Origin of the sequence: Halomonas sp. KM072 (assembly GCF_050710315.1) — a bacterium.
Taxonomy (GTDB): Bacteria; Pseudomonadota; Gammaproteobacteria; order Pseudomonadales; family Halomonadaceae; genus Vreelandella; species Vreelandella hamiltonii.
Map to the genome: position 1 here is coordinate 3,226,123 of NZ_CP136132.1, position 18,857 is coordinate 3,244,979.

Sequence of the window (18,857 nt, forward strand, 5' to 3'; positions counted from 1 at the left end):
AATCATAGCGATTTTGTGCGCTACTTTTTAGAACACCCCAGCGAATAAACGCTTGGCCAACGTCCAGCGTTCGCTGGCCTGCGCCAGATAGCGACAGCGGCGCCGAGTTGGCTCTATACTCGAACACGACTAAAGTCTAACAACTTAACAACACCACACTTTCGAGGTCCGCTTAGACACACCATGCCCATTTCACTGCCCTTACGCCGCCTCTGGACACTGGATAAGTTCGCCTACAGCCTGAGGGTCTTCATCGCCTTCAGCGGCGCCTTGTTGCTGAGCGGGCTGATGGGCGACGTGGCCCTGGTGATCCCGCTGTTTCTCGGCATCATCGCCTGCGCGCTCTCGGAAACCGACGACAGCTGGCAAGGGCGGGCACAAGCCCTGGCGGTCACCCTGCTGTGCTTTGCCTCGGCCTCGTTCGTGGTGCAGTGGCTATTCCCCTGGCCGTGGCTCTTTGCCGTGGGGCTGGCAGTCTCCACCTTTACGCTGATCATGCTGGGCGCCATTGGCCAGCGCTACGCCACCATTGCCTCGGGCACGCTGATTCTGTCGATCTACTCCATGATCAACATCGAGCAGCACGGCGGAGTGGATGAGGACGTGGCGGCACGCCAGCTGCTGCTGCTGGGCGGCGCGGCCTGGTACGGGGCAATTTCCGTGGTGTGGTGCGCGCTGTTCTCGCGCCAGCCGGTCAAGCAGAGCATGGCACGGGTGTACAAGGCGCTGGGGGAGTTCTTGATCCTGAAATCGGCGCTTTTCGAGCCCGTGCGCGGGGTCGATGTGGAAGCCCGACGCGTGGCGCTGGCCCGCCAGAACGGCCAGGTGGTGGATGCCCTGAACCAGGCCAAGGAGATGATCTTTCGCCGCCTCGAAGGCCAGCGCGGCAGCCGCAAGCTCAACCGCTACCTGCAGATCTACTTCATTGCCCAGGATATCCACGAGCGGGCCAGCTCCACCCACTACCCTTACAGCGCGCTCACCGATGCGTTTTTCCACCACGACGTGCTGTTTCGCTGCCAGCGCCTGCTGGACCAGCAGGGCCGTGCCTGCCGTCAGCTGGCCAAATCGCTGCTGCTCAATCGCCCGTTCAGTCACGAGCAGAGCGAGCAGGCGCTAGCCGACCTGCGCGCCTCCATCGAGAACCTCCGCGAACGCGGCAAGCCCGAGTGGCGGCCGCTGATTCGCCCGCTGACCGCCCTGGCCGATAACCTCACTACCCTGGAAGCCCAAATTGCCAGCGCCCATAACCCTGCCGCCGATGAAGAGCGCCGCGACAGCGCCCTCTACGACCGCTCGCCTTCCAGCCTGCTGGAAGCCTGGAAGCGCGTGCGGCTCAATTTCACGCTGGGCTCGCCCACCTTTCGCCATGCGGTACGCCTGACTACCGCCCTGGTGGTCGGTTATGGGCTGCTGCAGTGGCTGGACCCCAAGCAGGGTTTCTGGATACTGCTGACCACGCTGTTCGTGTGCCGCCCGAATTTTGCCACCACGCGGCGCTTTTTATCTCAGCGTATCCTCGGCACGGTGCTGGGCCTGACCGCGGGCTGGATGTCGATCAGCCTGTTTCCCCAGCCGCTGGTCCAGAGCATGATCGCCGTGGCGGCGGGGGTGTCCTTCTTCGCCAATCGGGAAAAACACTACGTAATTGCCACTGCCTCCATCACCCTGCTGGTGCTGTGCAGCTTCAATCAGGTGGGGGATGGCTTCGATCTGATCTGGCCCAGGCTGTTCGATACCCTGATTGGCTCGCTGATTGCCGGGCTGGCGGTGTTCTTTATCCTGCCGGATTGGCAAGGGCGGCGGCTCTACCGTGAGGCGGGCAAGGTGCTGACCAACCATCGTCACTACCTGGACGAGATCGTGCACCAGTACGAAGAGGGCAAACAGGACGACCTGGCCTACCGCCTGGCCCGGCGGAATGCCCACAACGCCGATGCGGCGCTCTCGACCCTGCTGACCAACATGCTTCACGAGCCAGGCCACTACCGCAAACAGGACGCCGACAACGGCCTGCGCTTCCTGGTGCTCTCCAACACGCTGCTCAGCCACCTTTCGGCGTTAGGCGCGCACCGTCATCGGCTGGCCGACGACGAAGACGACGCCACCCTGGTGCCGCTGGCCAAACGCATCAGCGCCCTGCTGGAACAGCTGGCCACACAGCTGGACAGACGCCTGCCGGTGGAGCCGCTGGCCGCCCAGGCCCAGGAGCTGCTGACGCTGCTGGAAGAGCAGAGCAATACGCTGGATGAGAAGGCCATGACCCACTACCGCCCCATCCAGAGCCAGCTGCGCCTGATCGCCGAGCAACTGGGGCCGCTCAGCGAGGCAGCCGGGCGACTGGTGGCGCCCGACTGCCTTCAAACCGACGCGGCTGAAGCGCTACGCTAACTCCCGCACACCGGTCTCTTACACCTGCAGCCTCACACCGCTCCTCACACCTGCCCGTAGCGCCCGGCGGCTTCGCCCAGCCAGCGGCGCACCAGTACCGCGGTGACTTCGGCGTTGCCCTGGAGCGCCTGGGCCAGGGCGGTGACCCGCTCCAGCTGGTCGGCATCGCGCTCCAGGTCGGCGATTTTCATCTGGGCGAGACCAGTCTGGCGGGTGCCGAGCACTTCACCGGGGCCGCGAATTTCCAGGTCTTTTTCGGCAATGCGGAAGCCGTCGGTGGTTTCGCGCATCACGCTGAGCCGCTCTCGGGAGCTTTTGGACAGCGGCGCATGGTAAAGCAGCACGCAAAAACTTTCGGTGCTGCCCCGCCCAACACGCCCGCGTAGCTGGTGGAGCTGAGAAAGCCCCAGGCGCTCCGGGTTTTCGATGATCATCAGGCTGGCATTCGGGACATCCACGCCGACCTCGATCACCGTAGTGGCGACCAAAAGATCCAGCTCGCCGGTCTTGAAAGCCTCCATCACCTCGGCTTTTTCGGCGGCCTTCATGCGCCCGTGTATCAGCCCAATGGCCAGCTCCGGCAGCGCCTGGGTAAGCTCGTCCCGCGTGACTTCCGCCGCCTGACACTGGAGCACTTCGGACTCCTCGATCAGCGTGCAGACCCAATAGGCCTGGCGGCCATCGCGGCAGGCATTGCGGATACGCTCGACCACTTCCGGGCGGCGCTCGTCCGAGACCACCACGGTCTTCACCGGCGTGCGCCCCGGCGGCAGCTCGTCGATCACCGACACGTCCAGGTCGGCGTAGGCGCTCATGGCCAGGGTGCGGGGAATCGGCGTGGCGGTCATGATCAGCTGGTGAGGCGTCAGCCCACCGGCCTCCCCCTTTTCACGCAGGGCGAGGCGCTGGTGCACGCCAAAGCGGTGCTGTTCGTCGATGATCGCCAGCCCCAGGCATTGAAAATGCACATCGTCCTGAAACAGCGCGTGGGTGCCCACCACCATCCGCGCTCGGCCATCGGCGATGGCGGCCTTGGCATCCAGCCGCGCCTTGCCTTTCAGCTTGCCCGCCAGCCAGGCGACGTCGATACCCAGTGGCTCGAACCATGCCTTGAACGAACGATAGTGCTGCTCGGCGAGAATTTCCGTGGGCGCCATCATGGCCGCCTGGCAGTTGCCCGCCAGCGCCGAGAGCGCGGCCATGGCCGCCACCACCGTCTTGCCCGATCCCACATCCCCCTGCACCAACCGCAGCATGGGTGCCGGGCGTGCCAGGTCGAGGGCGATCTCCTCCAGCACGCGGCGCTGGGCACCGGTGAGGGCAAACGGCAGCTGCGCCAGAAAGCGGGTTTGCAGGCTACGCCCAGAGGGCAGCGTCGGCGCGCCATCGGCCTGAATACGCAGGCGCACTTCCCGCAGGCTGAGCTGGTGGGCCAGCAGCTCCTCCAGGGCGAGCCGCCGGGTGGCGGGGTGAAGCCCCTGAGCAAGCTGCTCCAGGTCCACGTCCGGCGGCGGCTGGTGCAGTAGCTGCAAGCTCGCGTGAAGCCCCGGCAGTTGGAAGCGCTGACGCAGCGCATCGGGAATCACATCGGGCAGAGTTTCGGGGGCTTGCTCTAGCAGGCGCAACGCTTGCTGGGTCAGCGCTCGCAGACGGGTTTGGTGAAGCCCCTCGGTGGTGGGATAAATCGGCGTGTAGTACTCCTCGACCGGCGTTTCGCTACCGCCGCTAAGCCGATACTCGGGATGATAAATCTCCAGCCCCGTGGCGCCCGCCCGCGCTTCGCCAAACGCCCGAACGATGACGCCGGGGCGCAGCTGTTGCTGCTGAGCCGGAGAGAAGTGAAAGAACCGCAGGCTCAGGATGCCGCTCCCGTCGCGCAGCCGCACCAGCAGGCTGCGCCGCCGCCCCTTGACCACGTCGCTGGCGGTCACTTCCCCTTCCACCACCGCCTCCTGGCCCGCCCGAAGGTGGCCTATCGGCGTCAGCCGCGTACGGTCCTGGTAGCGCAGCGGCAGGTGAAACAGCAGGTCGCTGACGCGCTCGACCCCCAGCCGCGCCAGCTTGATGGCCAGCGCGTCGCCTACGCCCTTCAGCGCCGTGACCGGAGCAGCCAGTTCACTCATGAGTCCGTGTGGGCCTTGTGGTCCGGTTGCTGGCACTGGCCAATCGCCTGGGCCAGGGCATCGATGGCCTTGGGCCTGGGGAAGCTTGCGCGCCAGGCAATCGCCACCGTGCGCGAAGGCGCAGGCTCCACGAAGGGACGGCTGACCAGCATGGCGTTTTCGTACTGGTCGGTGCCCAGCGCCGACTGGGGCAGTACGGTAATGCCCAGCTTGGAGGCCACCATGTGGCGAATCGTTTCCAACGAGCCGCCTTCGGCAATCAGGGTGTTGTTGGGGCTGTTCAGCTTTTGGGTAATGGCCGGGCAGGCTTCCAGAATCTGGTCACGGAAACAGTGGCCTTCCCCCAGCAGCAGCAGGCGCTCTTCCAGCAGGTCTTCCTTGTGGATGGCTTCACGCGCTGCCCACGGATGGCTGGCGGGCATCAGCACTTCGAAATGCTCGTCATAGATCGGCTTGGTGACTACATCGGTTTCGGTGAAGGGCAGCGCCACGATGATCACGTCCAGCTCGCCATTGCGCAGCTTGGCGCGCAGCGTGCCGGTCATGCCCTCTTCGATGTACAGCGGCATCTGTGGCGCAGCGTTGGCCAGCGCTGGCACCAGATGGGGAAACAGGTAGGGCCCAATGGTGTAGATGGCGCCAATGCGCAGGGGGTTGGCCAGCTGGTCCTTGCCTGCCTTGGCCAGTTCGAAAATCAGCCCACTCTGTTCCAGAACGCGCTGCGCCTGCGCAACGACCTTTTCACCCAGCGGCGTTACCTGTACGGTGGACTTGGAGCGCTCGAACAGCGCCACTTCCAGTTCGTCTTCCAGTTTTTTCACCGCCACTGACAAGGTGGGCTGTGAAACGTGGCAACGTTCAGCGGCACGGCCAAAATGGCGCTCTTGTGCAAGGGTTACGATGTAGCGTAGTTCTGTTAAAGTCATGGTGGTGCCAGTGGCATCCTCTCGTTGCAGCTCGTGACTGGTAATCGTCATTAGCGAGATGGAAAAGGACAGACAAGCCCTATTGAAGATGGCACATCTCATAGGGACTTTGTATCTAATAGGGAATATTTATCAAGAGGGGTGAGCAAGGTGAAGCTAACGGTACTGATTATCGGCTGTGGAGATATCGGCGTCACGCTTGGCAAGGAGCTGCTGGACGAAGGGCACCGCGTGATCGGCGTGCGCCGCCAGGCCGATGCACTGGCCAACACGGGCATCGAGCCGCTGGCCCTGGACCTTAACGACCTGGAAGGGGCACCTGCCAACGCCTTGCCCAGCGCGGACTACGTCATTTACACCGTCAGCGCCGACCGTTTCGAAGAGAGCGCCTATCAAAGCGCTTACCCGGACGGCCTGAAACGTGTGCTGAGCGTGCTGGAGCAACACGACACGCCGCCCAAGCGAATCTTCTTCGTCTCTTCCACCAGCGTTTACGGCCAGCAGGAAGGCGAAGTGGTCAATGAAGAGAGCCCCACTGAATCCACTAGCTTCTCCGGCACCCTGATGCGCGAAGCCGAGCAGTCACTGCTCAACCACCCGCTGCCTGGCACCGTGGTGCGTTTCTCGGGCATTTATGGCCCGGGGCGTGACCGCCTGATCCACCAGGTGGCAGAAGGCCGCATTGCCGCCGTGACGCCGGTGATCTACTCCAACCGGATTCACCGCGATGACTGCACCGGCATCCTGGCGCACCTGATTCGCTGTCAGGAGAGCGGTACGCCGCTGGCAGACCTGTACCTGGGCAGCGACTGCGAGCCGGTGACCATGCACAACGTGATGGCATGGCTGGCGAAACAGCTGAAGGTGGAGTCCACCGAGACCATGCAGTCCCCCCTGCGCCGCCGGGCCAGCAAGCGCTGCGACAACCGCCGTATTCGTGAAACCGGCTACACCTTCCGCTACCCCAGCTACAAGGAGGGGTATCTGCAGGTGCTCAAGGAAGGCGGGTTTCTGGCACTGCAAAAAGCCTGACGCTACCGCGCGAGCTTTCGTGAACCACTAGCCTCTTGACCACTACCCAAAAAGCGAGCCCCACGGCTCGCTTTTTGCTGTGCCGTACCAGGCCTTGGCGTTAGTCGCCAATCACCATGACCGCTTCGGCTTCTACCTGGCTGCCCTTGGGCAGCGCCTTCACGCCCACCGCCGCACGGGCCGGGAACGGCGTGGAGAAAAACTCCTCCATGACCTTGTTGACGATGGCGAAGTTGTCCAGGTCCACCAGGTAGAGGTTGAGCTTGACGATATCGCTCAGCGAACCCGCCGCCTCTTCGCACACTGCCTGCAGGTTGGCAAACACCTGACGCGCCTGGGCTTCGAAATCATCGGAGACCAGCGCCATGGTGTCCGGGTCGAGGGGAATCTGGCCCGACAGATACACCGTGTTGCCCGCCTTGATGGCTTGTGAATAGGGGCCAATGGCCGCCGGGGCTTTCTCGGTGTTGATAACCGCTTTATTGCTCATTGCGTCTCTTGCTCCTGTAAGAATGCATCGATGGATGATGATCGCCATGGCTGACGCCGCCAGCCTGACAGGCCAGCGGCGGGTACCAGGTCGTTTTAATTGGCCATACGGGTAATCTTGCCGACGTTGGGCAGGTTGCGGATCCGCTTGATGATCCGCGCCAGATGGACTCGCCCTTTCACCGACAGAGTCAGGTTGACCGTCGAGAGCCGTGCGTCACGCTCTTCGATGCCGATCCGCTCGATGTTGGCGTCCGCATCGGTCACCAGCCCGGCCAGCTCGGCGACCAGGCCACGGCGGCTTTCGATCTCGATGCGCAGGGCCACCGGGAAGTCTTCGTCGATATTTTCCGACCACTCCAGGGCAAACAGCTTTTCCGGGTCGTTCTTGCGCTCGGAGAGGTTCTTGCACTCACTGCGGTGCACCACCAACCCCTTGCCGACAGAGAGGTGCCCCACCACCGGGTCGCCCGGCAGCGGGTGGCAGCAGCGCGCAAAGTTGATCACCATGCCTTCGCTGCCGCTGATGACCACCGCCTTGTCGCTGTTGTCGGCCAGCGTCTTGTCGAAGCTCTCGCCGTGGGCCACGTCCACCAGCCGCCGAGCCACCACGTGGGCCATGCGATTGCCCAGCCCCATCGACTCCAGCAGCGCATCCATGGAGCTGGCGTCCAGCTCTTTCAACGCCTGTTCGAACACGCTCTCGTCCAGCTCTTCCAGGCTGGTCTCGAAGGGGGCCAGCGCCTTGTTGAGCAAACGGCGTCCCAGCATGATGGCTTCTGCCTGCTGCTGGTGCTTGAGCGCGTGACGGATGGCCGAGCGCGCCTTGGCGGTGGTGACGAAATTCAGCCAGGCCAGGTTGGGGCGCGCGCCGGGCGCGGTGATGATTTCCAGCGTCTGGCCGCTTTCCAGCCGTGTCGAGAGCGGCGCCAGGTGGCGGTCGATGCGACAGGCAATGCAGTTGTTGCCGATATCGGTGTGCACGCTATAGGCAAAATCGATCACCGTGGCCCCCTGGGGAAGCTCCATGATGTCGCCCTTGGGCGTGAACACGTAGATATCATCCGGGAACAGGTCGTTCTTGACGTGCTCGATGAACTCCAGCGAGTCCCCCGCGTGGCGCTGCATCTCCAGCAGCCCCTTCACCCAGGCGCGGGCGCGGGCGTGGCTGCCTTCGGCAATCGGATGCGCGGTCTGGCCAGCCTTGTACAGCCAGTGGGCGGCAATGCCGTTGTTGGCCATGGCTTCCATTTCGCGGGTGCGGATCTGTACTTCAATCGGCATGCCGCGCTGGCCAAACAGCGTCGTGTGCAGGCTCTGGTAGCCGTTGGCCTTGGGAATCGCGATGTAGTCCTTGAAGCGCCCCGGTACCGGCTTGTAGAGGTTGTGCACCACGCCCAGAATCCGGTAACAGCTGGCCACGTCTTCGGTAATGATACGGAATCCGAAGACGTCCATGATCTCGGCAAACGGCTTGCGCTGGTCGCGCATCTTCTTGTAGATCGACAGCAGATGCTTCTGGCGGCCAATCACCGTGCCCTGCAGCGCTTCGTCGTCCAGGCTCTGCTGTAGCGAGGCCTGGATTTCACGCATGGCGCTGCGGCGGTTGCCTCTGGCGCTGGCCACCGCACGCTTGATGCGCTCGGCCCGCATGGGGTGAATCGCCTGGAACGAGAGGTCTTCCAGCTCCACACGGATGGTGTTGATCCCCAGTCGCCCTGCAATACGGGCGTAGATTTCCAGGGTTTCCCGGGCAATGCGGCGCTTCTTGTCGGGCCTTAGAGCCCCCAGAGTGCGCATGTTGTGCAGCCGGTCGGCCAGCTTGACGATGATGACACGAATGTCCCGCGACATCGCCAGCACCATCTTCTGGAAATTCTCCGCCTGGGCAACGGCCTTGTCTTCGAAGGTGATCTGCGTCAGCTTGGAGACACCATCCACCAGCTCGGCCACCGGCTTGCCAAACTGGGCCGCCAGGGCTTTCTTGGACACACCGGTGTCTTCGATGACATCGTGCAGCATGGCGGCCATCAGGCTCTGATGGTCCATGTGCATGTTGGCGAGAATGTTGGCCACCGCCAGCGGGTGGGTCACGTAGGGCTCGCCCGAGCGACGGCGCTGGCCGTCGTGGGCCTGCTCGGCGTAATAGAAGGCGCGCTTGACCTGCTGGATCTCGTCCGGGGGTAAGTAGCCGCCGAGTCGGTCGGCCAGGTCATCAATGGTGAACATGTACCGCGCCCCTGATCGGTGCTAGCTTAGTCGTCGATTTGAGCGCTGGGCGTCATGGCAGGACGCGCCCGCACCGGCGCTTCGACCGGCTCATCCAGAACCGTATGGTCGACCAGCCCTGCGGCGATTTCACGCAGCGCCATGACGGTGGGCTTGTCGTTTTCCCAGGGCAGTTGGGCATCACGGGAGCCACGCGCCAGCTGACGGGCACGCTGGGTAGAAATCATCACCAGTTTGAAGCGGTTTTCTACGTTTTCGAGACAATCTTCGACGGTTACGCGAGCCATGGGGCCATCCTGTAATAACGACGCCGGGCCGGCAGGGCTGAAAACGCCGCCGACCCAGCGAGAAAAGTAGTCATACGACCTGCTAGATTACTCGACGCCAGGCGCCTGTGACAAGAGCGCAGACAGCAGGGGCGCATGACGCTGCTGCATGGTGGCCAGGGTCAGGCGGTGGCTGATCACCAGCGACTGCAGTTCCTGCAGTGCCGTGGTGAAGTCATCATTGATCACCAGGTAGTCGTATTCATCGTAATGGGACATCTCGCTGACGGCATCGCGCATGCGCCGAGCAATCACCGCGTGCTCGTCGGTACCCCGGCTCGACAGGCGGCGCTCCAGCTCACTGCGCGACGGCGGCAGGATGAAGATCGACACGGCGGCAGGCATCTGTTCGCGGACCTGGCGCGCGCCCTGCCAGTCGATTTCCAGAATCACGTCTTGCCCGGCATCCAGCAGCGTTTGCACGGCCTGACGTGACGTACCGTAGTAATTGTCGAAGACTTTGGCATACTCAAAGAAATCGCCGCGGGCAATCATGGCTTCGAACTCGGGAATCTGCGTGAAGTGGTAGTTCACGCCATTCACTTCGCCTTCGCGCTTGGCACGGGTGGTATGAGACACCGATACCTGAATGCCATCCAGGCTCTCTATCAGCTCGCGAACCAGGCTGGTTTTACCCGCCCCAGAGGGGGCAGAAACGATATAAAGCGTACCCTGGGACATGCAGCGCTTCCCTTGTTGATCAGAAATGGGCGCGGGTGACGGCCCACGCCAATAGCGCGCAGTATCGCATACCCCTGGCAGGGACTGTAGGGGTTCAAGAAACCACACGGAGGTCAGATTACGCTGATTCGCGACTGGGATGACGAGGGAGAAGTGGGAGAGTTCTTGCGGGCAGCGAGGGATGGCGCCTGCGATACCTTCGGCAACGTGCTGGGGCCGGATTACAATGCCGCGCATGCCGATCATCTCCATCTGGGCATGCGCGGTTTCAGGCTGTGCCGCTAGTGGCCTGTGCCAACGTCAGTCGAGGCTGATGTCCTCTTCATCGGTCAGGGCACCGGTCGCAGCACCTACGCCTGCACCAATCACCGCGCCACGGCCAATACTTCCGCCAGTGGCCGCTGCTGCGCCAGCACCGACGGCGGCACCTACGCCTGCGCCGCTGGTGGCGCGCTCTCCAGTGGTTGCGCCACAGCCCGCCAAGGCCAGGGTCAGCGCCGCGATGGCACTCAGGGTCAAGCTACGCGAGACGTTCAATGATGGGCTTTGCATGGGTCACCTCCTTATGGGTTGCATCTTACACCCTAGGAACACTCCAGCTTTTTTGCCACCTTTAATGCCCCTTGTCTTGCTTGAGAAAACGCTTATTTATAGCCTTGCGCCACGGTTTGGCCAGGGGCTTCAGCGCGCTTTTCAAGCCAGCGCCCCCAGGCAAAAATGACCAGCCCGCACAGCGCCAGCCCCGTTCCCACCAGCCCGGTGCTCGACCAGCTGAACCCGGCACTGATCACCAGGCCCGCCAGCCACGCCCCCAGCGCATTGGCCCCGTTGAACGCCGCATGATTCATGGAAGCCGCCATGGTCTGGGCATCTTCCGCCACGTCCATCAAGCGTGTTTGCAGTGAAGGCGCCAGGGCCATGCTGGTGCCGACCAGGCCAACGAACAGCAGCCCGCTCCACACCTGATTGGCGGCAAAGTAGAACAGCCCCTGCACCACCGCGCACCATACCAGGATGGCGGGGATTGCCCGCATCAGGTTTTTATCGGCCATGCGCCCACCGATCAGGTTGCCCACGATGGAGCCGAGGCCAAAGATGACCAGCACCAAGGGGCCCAGGGCTTCACGCATGCCCGCCTGCTGGGTCAAGGTGGGCATGACGTAGCTGAAAATCGAGAACATGCCGCCACAGCCGATGCAGGCAATGGCAATGGTCACCAGCACACGCTGCTTGACCAGCGCCGAAAGCTCACGCAGCGGGCTGGCCTGGGCATCGAAGGGCTGCACGGGCACACAGAGGCGAATCAACAGCGCCGTCAGCAGAGCAATCACGCCCACCCCGGCAAAGGCAATTTGCCAACCAAACAGGTTGCCTGCCCAGGTGCCCAGCGGCGCCCCGATCAGAATGGCCACCGTCAGCCCCATCATCACCCGGGCAATGGCCCGCGCCCGTTGATCGACCGGCACGGCGCCTGCTGCCACCAGCGCCGCCACGCCAAAGTAGGCCCCGTGGGGCAGCCCGGCCAGAAAGCGTAGCCCCACGAACGACCAGAACCCTGGCGCCATGGCGCTGGCAATATTGCCCACGGCAAACACCAGCATCAGCGCAATCAGCAGCGCTCGCTTGGGCACCCGCGCGGCCAGCGCCGAAATCAGCGGCGCCCCCACCACGACCCCCAGGGCATAGCTGCTGATGGAATAGCCTACCTGCGGCACGCTCACGGCCAGGTCTTCCGCCACGCGGTTCATCAACCCCATGATGACGAACTCGCTGGTGCCGATACCGAACCCGCCCAGCGCCAGCACGAACTCCGCCCACCGCGGATGCCGCGCCAGCCCCGTTGATGATGCTTGCATACCTCACTCCCCAGGCGCGGGATAACGCGCCTGTTCACTGAAACGATCCTGGATAACCGCAAATGATGGCAGGATTAGACGAAAGTAGAAATACAAGGCATGAAAAAAGTTAGCGTGCGAACTCAATCATCCAACGATAAACCAAGAGGATTAGTCCCTCGTGGCATTGGCTGACAACAAGCGCTCGCGCAGCTCGCGGTTGCGCGGCAGCAAGCCTACCTGCAGACCCAGCGGCCGGAAGACCTGATTGAGCAGCGCCACGGTAGGGCTTGCCTTATCGGCTTCCAGGTCTGACAGCGAACGACGGCTGATGCCCACCAGGTCGGCGTATTGGGTCTGCGACATGCCCAGTACCTCACGGCGGAGCTGACGCAGCACCTGACCAGAGCTGATTTCTTCGCGCACCAGTTGAGCCGCTAATGTCGTCAGCAACGCCTCCCGCTCGATGCTGGTGAGCTCTTTGCGCTTCATACCAACCCCCAGCGCTGCAGCTTGGCATCCAGATGATCCAACCCCACCGCATCCAATGCCAAAATGGTATTGGGTACACCCCGCTGCGCTAGCCGTTTCTTCAAGCCCACCAGCTGGCTACCCAAGGCTTTCAGCTCTGCCATGAGCCGCTCTGGTGGAAGATAAACGCTCAGGCGCTCTGCAATGGCGGCCCAGTTAAACTCTCGCCCTTCTTCAAACGGCGCCCCCCAGGTAATGGTTCTGACGATTCCCTCAGGATCTGCCTTCATGGGCGCAAAATCGTACACCGGTGCCCACCAGGTTCCTTGCGGTGTTTTCAGCAGCGCCGCATTGCGGCCATGATTGTCGCTATTGGCAAACGCAACATTGAGCAGGTCGCGTTTCACCCACTCACTGACAAAGCGCGCCGTATCGAAATGGTCACCCGACTCACGTACGCGGAATTGTTGGCTCAACATATCCACCAACACCCCGACCACGGCAAAATGATTCAAGAAGCTTCCCGGCTCTTTCCCCATGACGGAGTAAACAGACTCCAGGCCATACCGCGCGAGCGCTCCCTCTTGATAGCCCACATCAAAGCGGGGCAACCAGAGCGATGGATATCGCGCACCTTCGATCAGACGCATCCCTTGGGTATCGATGGTCGCGACGCCCAGGGCCGCTAACTCGTGATAGAAGTAGTACTCCGCACGCAATATGTCGTTATCGATCACCGTGCGCTGACCGCGAGGAAATTTCACCAGATAGTGCTGATCGATATTCGCCGGATCGTCCTGATAGGTATCAATCCAGACCTGATCATCTGATGAACAGCGCAACAGCAGCTTGGGCGCCTCACCACCGGCCCCAGTGGCGCCCCCTCCAGCAGCCCCCATCTGCTGCGCATAGGCCAGAAAGTCGCTATCCCGATTGACGACATCCACCATTGCAAAGCGCTGCTGCTCCAGCGTGCTGCCAGCAGGGCGCTCAGGAAGGGCCTCTTTGATACGTAAATTGCCCACTGGCGCAATCGTTCCCTTGGCCAGTAGCGCGACATCCTGCTCCGCCTCACCAAGTGCCGATATACCCAACTGCGCGACCCAGTAACGGCGGCTGGCCCCAGAGGGCATGATATCGTCTAAAAAAGTGAACCAGCGTGGCGATTGATGGGTATTCATCAACTCGATAGGCAAACGAAGGCTACAGGCGTGCTCATCGTCGTGATCCAGCCACTCAAGGGCATAATCGGTAAGGTAGCCCAAACGCGCAGGCCCTCGACGGCCCCGCTCTGGATGCTCGAACACCAGCTCGGCAGCATCGTGCCACTGCCCTTGATGGAAGGCTTGAACGGTTAGCAACACGGCTCACCCTTAACGCGTCATTTAATGAGTAGTTTAATGCTCAAAAGTGTAGTTCGAAGCAGCATAATGTGCACTTTAATACTCAAATTAAAATCAAAATATCCTAAATGAGCAATTTAATACCCATTTATCTCAGGAGATATCATGCCGTCTGATCAAACGCCCGTTGATATGATCGAGCACGCCATGCAGGCATTGGCCCATGCCGACCCCGACATTGCGCGTGCCTACCCCCTGGTGGGTGCGCCCAGCCCGCGCCAGCGCGACTCCGGGTTTGCCACTTTCTTCTCGACCATCGTCAGCCAGCAGATCTCCACCGAGGCCGCACGGGCCATCATGGGCCGGGTGAATACGCTGCTGCCGGAGCTGCACGCCAAAGCGGTGATGGAGGTGGAAGGCCAGGCGCTGCGGGATGCAGGCTTGTCGTGGCGCAAGATCGAGTATGCCAAAGGGCTGGCAGAGGCGGAGCTTGCGGGCACGTTTAGCGCCGATGGCTTGGCGCACCTCAGCGATGACGAGGCGATTGCCGCGATTACCCAGCTGCGTGGGTTTGGCCGCTGGAGCGCCGAGATCTACCTGATGTTCTCGCTCAAGCGCCCCGATATCTTCCCCGCCGACGACCTTGCGTTAAGAGTGGCGCTGGGCCGCCTGAAGGGCATGGAGGACAAACCCACGCCGAAACAGGCCCGCCAGTTGGTGGAACCCTGGGCCCCCTGGCGCAGCGTGGGGTCGCTGTTTTTATGGCACTACTATCGCGGCGAGCCGGTTTAGCGCGGCGGTTACAGCGTCAGCCCGCCAAACTTGCCGCTCTGGTAATCCTCTACCGCCTGCACGATCTCGTCGCGGGTGGTCATCACGAAGGGGCCATGGGAATAGACCGGCTCATCGATGACGTCGCCATGGCCAAACAGCAGACGCGCATCGCTGGCTGCCTCGATGGCAAGGCTTTCGCCGTCACGGTCGAGTTCGATCAAATGGTGCGCTTTGGCAGGCTCGCCGCCCACCGTCACGTCACCACTCACCACGTATAGAAACACCTGCCGCCCAGGGGCCACGGGAAGCTGCTCATGGGCACCCGCAGGCAGCGCGAGTGTGGACATGAACACGCCGGTCAGCGACTCGATCGGGCCTGACTGCCCTTGCCACTCCCCGGCAATCAGGTTGAGCGTACCGCCGCCCGCCAGGGGAACGGCGGGAATGCCTTCCTGCTGCAAGCCCACATAGCGCGGCTCACTCATTTTCAAGCGCGCAGGCAGGTTGACCCATAGCTGTAAAATTTCCAGCGGGCCACCGTCGCGCAAAAACTCAGGTGGCGAAATTTCCGCATGCACAATACCGCTGCCCGCGGTCATCCACTGCACGCCGCCCGCATTGATCACGCTTTGATGCCTGGCGCTGTCCGCGTGGGCCAGCGAGCCCTCGAGAATAAAGGTCACCGTCTCAAAGCCACGGTGAGGATGCGGGCCAAACGGCAGCCCACGGTTATTGGCCGGATAGGTCTGCGGGCCGTGGTGGTTGAGAAACAGAAACGGATCAAGCTGATCCAGCCCTGGCCCCGGCAGCGGCCGACGAGTGGTTAAATCGCCAATATCATCGCGCTTGGCCGGGTGCTGAGCGATGACACGGCGCACGGCTTGGTTAGTGTTTGCTGGCATAACTTACTCCTTATCAATATCGCCCAGCGTAAAACCTCAGCCCGATGATGAGGAGCGAATAATTTGCCTCGCTTCGTTGCAGGAAATTGATGGGTAATTGCTTTGCCAACATACATCTACTTACTAATACGTAACCGCCTCACCCGTTGAAATTCGCACCCTCTGGGCCCACCGCAACGATAAGCAGGTTCACACACGACGTGTCCTGCTTGCCTTAGCTCACTCATCGGCTTCTATGTAAGAGATCTACCTAGTTCCGCCACCAGTGCCTTTATATTCCTCTCAGCTTGAGCCAGCGACTTCTGCAGGCGTTCATCACCAAATTCGTCATACTCCACTGCAATACCGTGCACTTTATCTATGCCTAGGTAGCCGAACACGGTACGAATATGCGGTTCGACGTGGTTAGCATGGGCCATGCGTTCGCCTGGTTCGTAGCCGTAGTCACCCCGGGAACCCAGCACTACCATCTGTTTGTGCATGTCGGTCAGCATAGGCCAGTAGGGCAGCCCCTGGCGCGAGCGGTCGAAACCGAAGGTGCGCCCGACCCGCACGATATTATCGATATAAGCCTTGAATCCGGCGGGAACGCCGAAGTTATACATTGGCACACCGGCGACAATCACATCGGCTTCCAGCAGCTCATCGACCAGAGTATCGCTCTCAGACAGGGCGTCGAGCATCCAGGGCTCGCGTGCCTCCGGCTTGGTGAATGCAGCATGAATCCAGTCGCCGCTAACGGGCCGCGGCGGGTGCTGACCTAGGTCGCGATAGAGGATGCGGTCACCAGGGCGCGCCTGCTGCCATTGTTCGACGAAATGGGCACTGAGGCGCCGGGAGTGGGAACCGTGAGAATCGACACCAGAACGGCCGGGGCGCGCGCTGGCATCTAAGTGAAGTAGATTAGCCATGAAGGAGTCTCCTGTCAGTTAAATTCATCTATGGTGTTGCGTGGATAACAGGATCTTCCACATGACAGCGGTTCGACAAACGATCTATTCTTGAAAGATAGACAAGCTGAATTTGTCTATAAAACATTTACACAAAGGGCCCATATGCATCGACGCCGACTGCCACTCTCCCAACTGCGCGCCTTCGAGGCGGCGGCGCGTCATCGTAGCTTCAAGCAGGCTGCCGAAGAGCTGGCCGTTACACCGGCGGCCATCAGCCATCAGGTGCGCGAACTGGAAGCGCTGCTGGGCGTAGCCTTGTTCGAGCGCCGCATACGCAGGGTGGTGCCAACGCCAGCGGCGGAGCACCTGTTCCCGGTGTTACAACGTGGCTTCGATACCTTCAGCGACGCCCTGGAGGCACTGCGTGAGCAGGGTAATGGCGGCAGTGTCACGCTCTCCTGCACTCCGGCTTTCGCCAGCCAGTGGCTGTTGCCTCGGCTGACCGACTTCCATGCCCAGAACCCCGAGATCGACTTGCGCATTCACGCTAGCGAAGCCCCCCTGGATCTTTCACGTGGTGCTGCGCTGGCGATTCGCTACGGCATGGGCCCTTACCCGGAGCATGAGGTGGACGTATTGGCCGAAGACACTTTTGCCCTGGTAGCTAGCCCGCAGTTGAATCTAAGCGGATACGAAGATTTGAAAACGGTTCGCCATATCGTTTTCGACTGGTACTGCGCTACGCTGGGTCTACCGTCGTGGCAGCACTGGTGCCAGGCCGCGGGCGGCACTATTACTGACCTAGGGCCCAGCCTGATCTTTTCCGACGAGAGCCATGCCATCCAGGCCGCTATCGCTGGCCAGGGTGTGGCATTACTTAGCCTGACCCTGGTAAAGGCGGAACTCGAGCGCAGCGTACTGGAGGTGCCTTTCGGGCCAAACCTGCCCGGGCTGCGCTATCAGTTGGTTCGGCATGCACGTTTCAGCGACCACGCTGCCCTTGAGTCAGTGGCCAAATGGCTGCGAGGGATCTTTGCCGCAGCATCGACTAAAAAGGTATTACCACACATTCCTGTGCGCCCCTGAAAGCCCAGCATGCCAAGCAGAAGCGTAGAGGTGAGCGCCTGTTAGTGAGCCAGCAGGCCTAAACGCCTGCTCCCAGGTGTTTAGGACGTTAATAGTAGGGACTAAAGATATGCTGGTGGCTTTGCGGTTGATGGTGATCGCCCGGCCTGAGTTTGGAAAAAAACGCCGCCATCCTATAGGGCTAAACGCCAAACCATGATTTCAAAACTCGGTCACCACCGTCACACCCGCCCCTTCAAACTTATCCATATTCATCAGCGTATCAATCGACTGTTCAAGCGTAATCCGCTTGCCAATCAGCTTTTCCGGCGCCAGCTTGCCCGATTGAATCATCGCCAGCATGGCATCATAACGGTGTGCCTGCATGCCATGACTGCCGAGTATTTCAAGCTCATTGGCGATCACCTTGCTCATGGGAATAGCGGGGGTGCTGTTCTCAGCCAACATCAGCCCAACCTGAATATGTTTGCCCCGTTTACGAAGGTTGCTGATGGAGTTAAAACAGGTCGTCGGGTGGCCTAGCGCATCCAGGGATACATGAGCGCCTCCCCGGGTGATTTCGGCCACCGCTTCCACCACATTGGCGACCTTGGCGGCATTCACCGTGGCAACGGCACCTAATTGACGGGCTAGATTAAGCGCATCTTCTGAAATATCGATGGCAACCACGTTAGCGCCGATAGCATTGGCAATCATCACGGCAGAAAGACCCACACCACCGCAGCCATGAACCGCCACCCACTGCCCGGCCGATGTTTTCCCCTGATCGACCACCGCCCGAAATGAAGTAACGAAGCGACAGCCCAAGCTGGCGGCCGTTGCAAAATCGAGCGTCTCGGGTAATGCGACTAAATTAACGTCAGCGTAGTGAATACTCACATACTCTGCAAAGGAGCCCCAGTGTGTAAAACCGGGCTGAAACTGGCTATCGCACACCTGATGATTGCCGGAGTGGCACTCTGGGCAAGTGCCGCACCCACCCACGAACGGCACCGTGACGCGGTCGCCAATGCGCCATTTCTGTACGTCTTTACCCGCGGCTTCGACTACGCCTGCCAGCTCGTGCCCTGGCACATGGGGTAGCTGAATATCGCTATCGTGCCCCACCCAGCCATGCCAGTCGCTGCGGCACACTCCATTGGCCATTACCTTCACCACCACGCCATGCGACTCAGGCGTAGGGTCAGGCAGGTGTTGAATCTGGGGTGGAGCGGAAAATTGCTCAAAAACAACCGCTTTCATGAGTAACTCCTAGGTGCTTTTAGTTGATTCAATATAACCAACCACGCCTGAAATTACTTTTCTGATAAATGGACAAATAGACTGATTTTGAAGCACTCTTTCCACTAATCACAT

17 protein-coding genes and 1 pseudogene are annotated in these 18,857 nt (G+C 61.2%); 5 read left to right on the forward strand and 13 right to left on the reverse strand.

Annotation, left to right across the window (positions count from 1 at the left end; translation table 11 throughout):
• The first annotated feature begins 183 nt into the window (after positions 1 to 183).
• A complete protein-coding gene (gene yccS / locus RVM26_RS15295; protein WP_498939531.1) occupies positions 184 to 2,391 on the forward strand; it encodes a YccS family putative transporter in 2,208 nt (735 codons plus the stop codon).
• Between the two features lie 44 nt (positions 2,392 to 2,435).
• Here yccS and recG read toward each other — a convergent pair whose 3' ends face one another.
• Positions 2,436 to 4,514 carry an ATP-dependent DNA helicase RecG gene (gene recG / locus RVM26_RS15300; RefSeq protein WP_498939533.1) on the reverse strand — a complete coding sequence of 693 codons (2,079 nt, stop codon included), beginning with the start codon at positions 4,512 to 4,514 and terminating at the stop codon, positions 2,436 to 2,438.
• Positions 4,511 to 5,440, reverse strand: coding sequence for a hydrogen peroxide-inducible genes activator (locus RVM26_RS15305; RefSeq protein WP_498939535.1), 930 nt, complete (start codon positions 5,438 to 5,440; stop codon positions 4,511 to 4,513). The genes recG and RVM26_RS15305 overlap by 4 nt, the downstream gene beginning before the upstream one ends.
• Before the next feature lie 150 nt (positions 5,441 to 5,590).
• On the opposite strand from RVM26_RS15305, the gene RVM26_RS15310 reads away from it, so the two are divergent.
• Positions 5,591 to 6,472: an SDR family oxidoreductase gene (locus tag RVM26_RS15310; protein ID WP_463004104.1), complete on the forward strand. Its 882-nt coding sequence runs from the start codon at positions 5,591 to 5,593 to the stop codon at positions 6,470 to 6,472.
• A gap of 100 nt (positions 6,473 to 6,572) precedes the next feature.
• On the opposite strand, the gene RVM26_RS15315 is transcribed toward RVM26_RS15310, so the two are convergent.
• The 4 genes from RVM26_RS15315 to gmk all read right to left on the reverse strand — a co-directional run bounded on the left by RVM26_RS15315 (position 6,573) and on the right by gmk (position 10,197).
• Positions 6,573 to 6,962 carry a RidA family protein gene (locus tag RVM26_RS15315; RefSeq protein ID WP_016915500.1) on the reverse strand — a complete coding sequence of 130 codons (390 nt, stop codon included), beginning with the start codon at positions 6,960 to 6,962 and terminating at the stop codon, positions 6,573 to 6,575.
• 95 nt (positions 6,963 to 7,057) lie between these two features.
• Positions 7,058 to 9,190 carry a RelA/SpoT family protein gene (locus tag RVM26_RS15320; RefSeq protein WP_100732170.1) on the reverse strand — a complete coding sequence of 711 codons (2,133 nt, stop codon included), beginning with the start codon at positions 9,188 to 9,190 and terminating at the stop codon, positions 7,058 to 7,060.
• A 26-nt stretch (positions 9,191 to 9,216) separates the two neighbouring features.
• Positions 9,217 to 9,477 (reverse strand): DNA-directed RNA polymerase subunit omega, encoded by a 261-nt coding sequence (gene rpoZ / locus RVM26_RS15325; RefSeq protein WP_016915502.1) that lies wholly within the window; start codon positions 9,475 to 9,477, stop codon positions 9,217 to 9,219.
• 87 nt (positions 9,478 to 9,564) lie between these two features.
• Complete coding sequence (gene gmk, locus RVM26_RS15330) at positions 9,565 to 10,197, reverse strand: guanylate kinase (protein WP_096921775.1); 633 nt, start codon at positions 10,195 to 10,197, stop codon at positions 9,565 to 9,567.
• Positions 10,198 to 10,302: 105 nt separating this feature from the next.
• Between gmk and RVM26_RS15335 the strand changes: the two are divergent.
• Positions 10,303 to 10,482: pseudogene (locus tag RVM26_RS15335) on the forward strand (extensin family protein); the annotation flags it as partial.
• Between the two features lie 15 nt (positions 10,483 to 10,497).
• Here the strand turns inward: RVM26_RS15335 and RVM26_RS15340 are convergent.
• The 4 genes from RVM26_RS15340 to RVM26_RS15355 form a co-directional block, all read right to left on the reverse strand.
• Entirely contained in the window at positions 10,498 to 10,749 is a 252-nt protein-coding gene (locus RVM26_RS15340; protein WP_463004105.1) for a YMGG-like glycine zipper-containing protein, read from the reverse strand.
• Positions 10,750 to 10,841: 92 nt separating this feature from the next.
• Positions 10,842 to 12,053 carry an MFS transporter gene (locus RVM26_RS15345; protein WP_039178944.1) on the reverse strand — a complete coding sequence of 404 codons (1,212 nt, stop codon included), beginning with the start codon at positions 12,051 to 12,053 and terminating at the stop codon, positions 10,842 to 10,844.
• Positions 12,054 to 12,203: 150 nt separating this feature from the next.
• Positions 12,204 to 12,524, reverse strand: a complete 321-nt coding sequence (locus RVM26_RS15350) for a helix-turn-helix transcriptional regulator (RefSeq protein ID WP_039178947.1) — start codon at positions 12,522 to 12,524, stop codon at positions 12,204 to 12,206.
• A complete protein-coding gene (locus RVM26_RS15355; protein ID WP_498941778.1) occupies positions 12,521 to 13,864 on the reverse strand; it encodes a type II toxin-antitoxin system HipA family toxin in 1,344 nt (447 codons plus the stop codon). The genes RVM26_RS15350 and RVM26_RS15355 overlap by 4 nt, the downstream gene beginning before the upstream one ends.
• A gap of 147 nt (positions 13,865 to 14,011) precedes the next feature.
• Between RVM26_RS15355 and RVM26_RS15360 the strand changes: the two genes are divergently transcribed.
• Positions 14,012 to 14,638 (forward strand): DNA-3-methyladenine glycosylase family protein, encoded by a 627-nt coding sequence (locus tag RVM26_RS15360; protein ID WP_498939539.1) that lies wholly within the window; start codon positions 14,012 to 14,014, stop codon positions 14,636 to 14,638.
• A gap of 8 nt (positions 14,639 to 14,646) precedes the next feature.
• On the opposite strand, the gene RVM26_RS15365 is transcribed toward RVM26_RS15360, so the two are convergent.
• Together RVM26_RS15365 and RVM26_RS15370 are read right to left on the reverse strand one after the other, a co-directional pair.
• Positions 14,647 to 15,522, reverse strand: a complete 876-nt coding sequence (locus RVM26_RS15365; RefSeq protein ID WP_498939541.1) for a pirin family protein — start codon at positions 15,520 to 15,522, stop codon at positions 14,647 to 14,649.
• A gap of 233 nt (positions 15,523 to 15,755) precedes the next feature.
• Positions 15,756 to 16,433 (reverse strand): FMN-dependent NADH-azoreductase, encoded by a 678-nt coding sequence (locus RVM26_RS15370; RefSeq protein WP_226249065.1) that lies wholly within the window; start codon positions 16,431 to 16,433, stop codon positions 15,756 to 15,758.
• Between the two features lie 144 nt (positions 16,434 to 16,577).
• Between RVM26_RS15370 and RVM26_RS15375 the strand changes: the two genes are divergently transcribed.
• Positions 16,578 to 17,501, forward strand: a complete 924-nt coding sequence (locus tag RVM26_RS15375) for a LysR family transcriptional regulator (RefSeq protein WP_498939543.1) — start codon at positions 16,578 to 16,580, stop codon at positions 17,499 to 17,501.
• Positions 17,502 to 17,702: 201 nt separating this feature from the next.
• Here the strand turns inward: RVM26_RS15375 and RVM26_RS15380 are convergent, their stop codons facing one another.
• Positions 17,703 to 18,743, reverse strand: coding sequence for a zinc-dependent alcohol dehydrogenase family protein (locus RVM26_RS15380; protein WP_498939545.1), 1,041 nt, complete (start codon positions 18,741 to 18,743; stop codon positions 17,703 to 17,705).
• Positions 18,744 to 18,857 lie beyond the last annotated feature (114 nt).

What these genes read in the sequence shown, in the direction of transcription:
- RVM26_RS15340 (WP_463004105.1), bottom strand. Translation starts at nt 10,749, where the DNA reads ATGCAAAGCCCATCATTGAACGTCTCGCGTAGCTTGACCCTGAGTGCC.
- RVM26_RS15360 (WP_498939539.1), top strand. Translation starts at nt 14,012, where the DNA reads ATGCCGTCTGATCAAACGCCCGTTGATATGATCGAGCACGCCATGCAG.
- RVM26_RS15350 (WP_039178947.1), bottom strand. Translation starts at nt 12,524, where the DNA reads ATGAAGCGCAAAGAGCTCACCAGCATCGAGCGGGAGGCGTTGCTGACG.
- RVM26_RS15375 (WP_498939543.1), top strand. Translation starts at nt 16,578, where the DNA reads ATGCATCGACGCCGACTGCCACTCTCCCAACTGCGCGCCTTCGAGGCG.
- RVM26_RS15370 (WP_226249065.1), bottom strand. Translation starts at nt 16,433, where the DNA reads ATGGCTAATCTACTTCACTTAGATGCCAGCGCGCGCCCCGGCCGTTCT.
- RVM26_RS15365 (WP_498939541.1), bottom strand. Translation starts at nt 15,522, where the DNA reads ATGCCAGCAAACACTAACCAAGCCGTGCGCCGTGTCATCGCTCAGCAC.
- RVM26_RS15320 (WP_100732170.1), bottom strand. Translation starts at nt 9,190, where the DNA reads ATGTTCACCATTGATGACCTGGCCGACCGACTCGGCGGCTACTTACCC.
- RVM26_RS15380 (WP_498939545.1), bottom strand. Translation starts at nt 18,743, where the DNA reads ATGAAAGCGGTTGTTTTTGAGCAATTTTCCGCTCCACCCCAGATTCAA.
- recG (WP_498939533.1), bottom strand. Translation starts at nt 4,514, where the DNA reads ATGAGTGAACTGGCTGCTCCGGTCACGGCGCTGAAGGGCGTAGGCGAC.
- yccS (WP_498939531.1), top strand. Translation starts at nt 184, where the DNA reads ATGCCCATTTCACTGCCCTTACGCCGCCTCTGGACACTGGATAAGTTC.
- gmk (WP_096921775.1), bottom strand. Translation starts at nt 10,197, where the DNA reads ATGTCCCAGGGTACGCTTTATATCGTTTCTGCCCCCTCTGGGGCGGGT.
- RVM26_RS15315 (WP_016915500.1), bottom strand. Translation starts at nt 6,962, where the DNA reads ATGAGCAATAAAGCGGTTATCAACACCGAGAAAGCCCCGGCGGCCATT.
- rpoZ (WP_016915502.1), bottom strand. Translation starts at nt 9,477, where the DNA reads ATGGCTCGCGTAACCGTCGAAGATTGTCTCGAAAACGTAGAAAACCGC.
- RVM26_RS15345 (WP_039178944.1), bottom strand. Translation starts at nt 12,053, where the DNA reads ATGCAAGCATCATCAACGGGGCTGGCGCGGCATCCGCGGTGGGCGGAG.
- RVM26_RS15305 (WP_498939535.1), bottom strand. Translation starts at nt 5,440, where the DNA reads ATGACTTTAACAGAACTACGCTACATCGTAACCCTTGCACAAGAGCGC.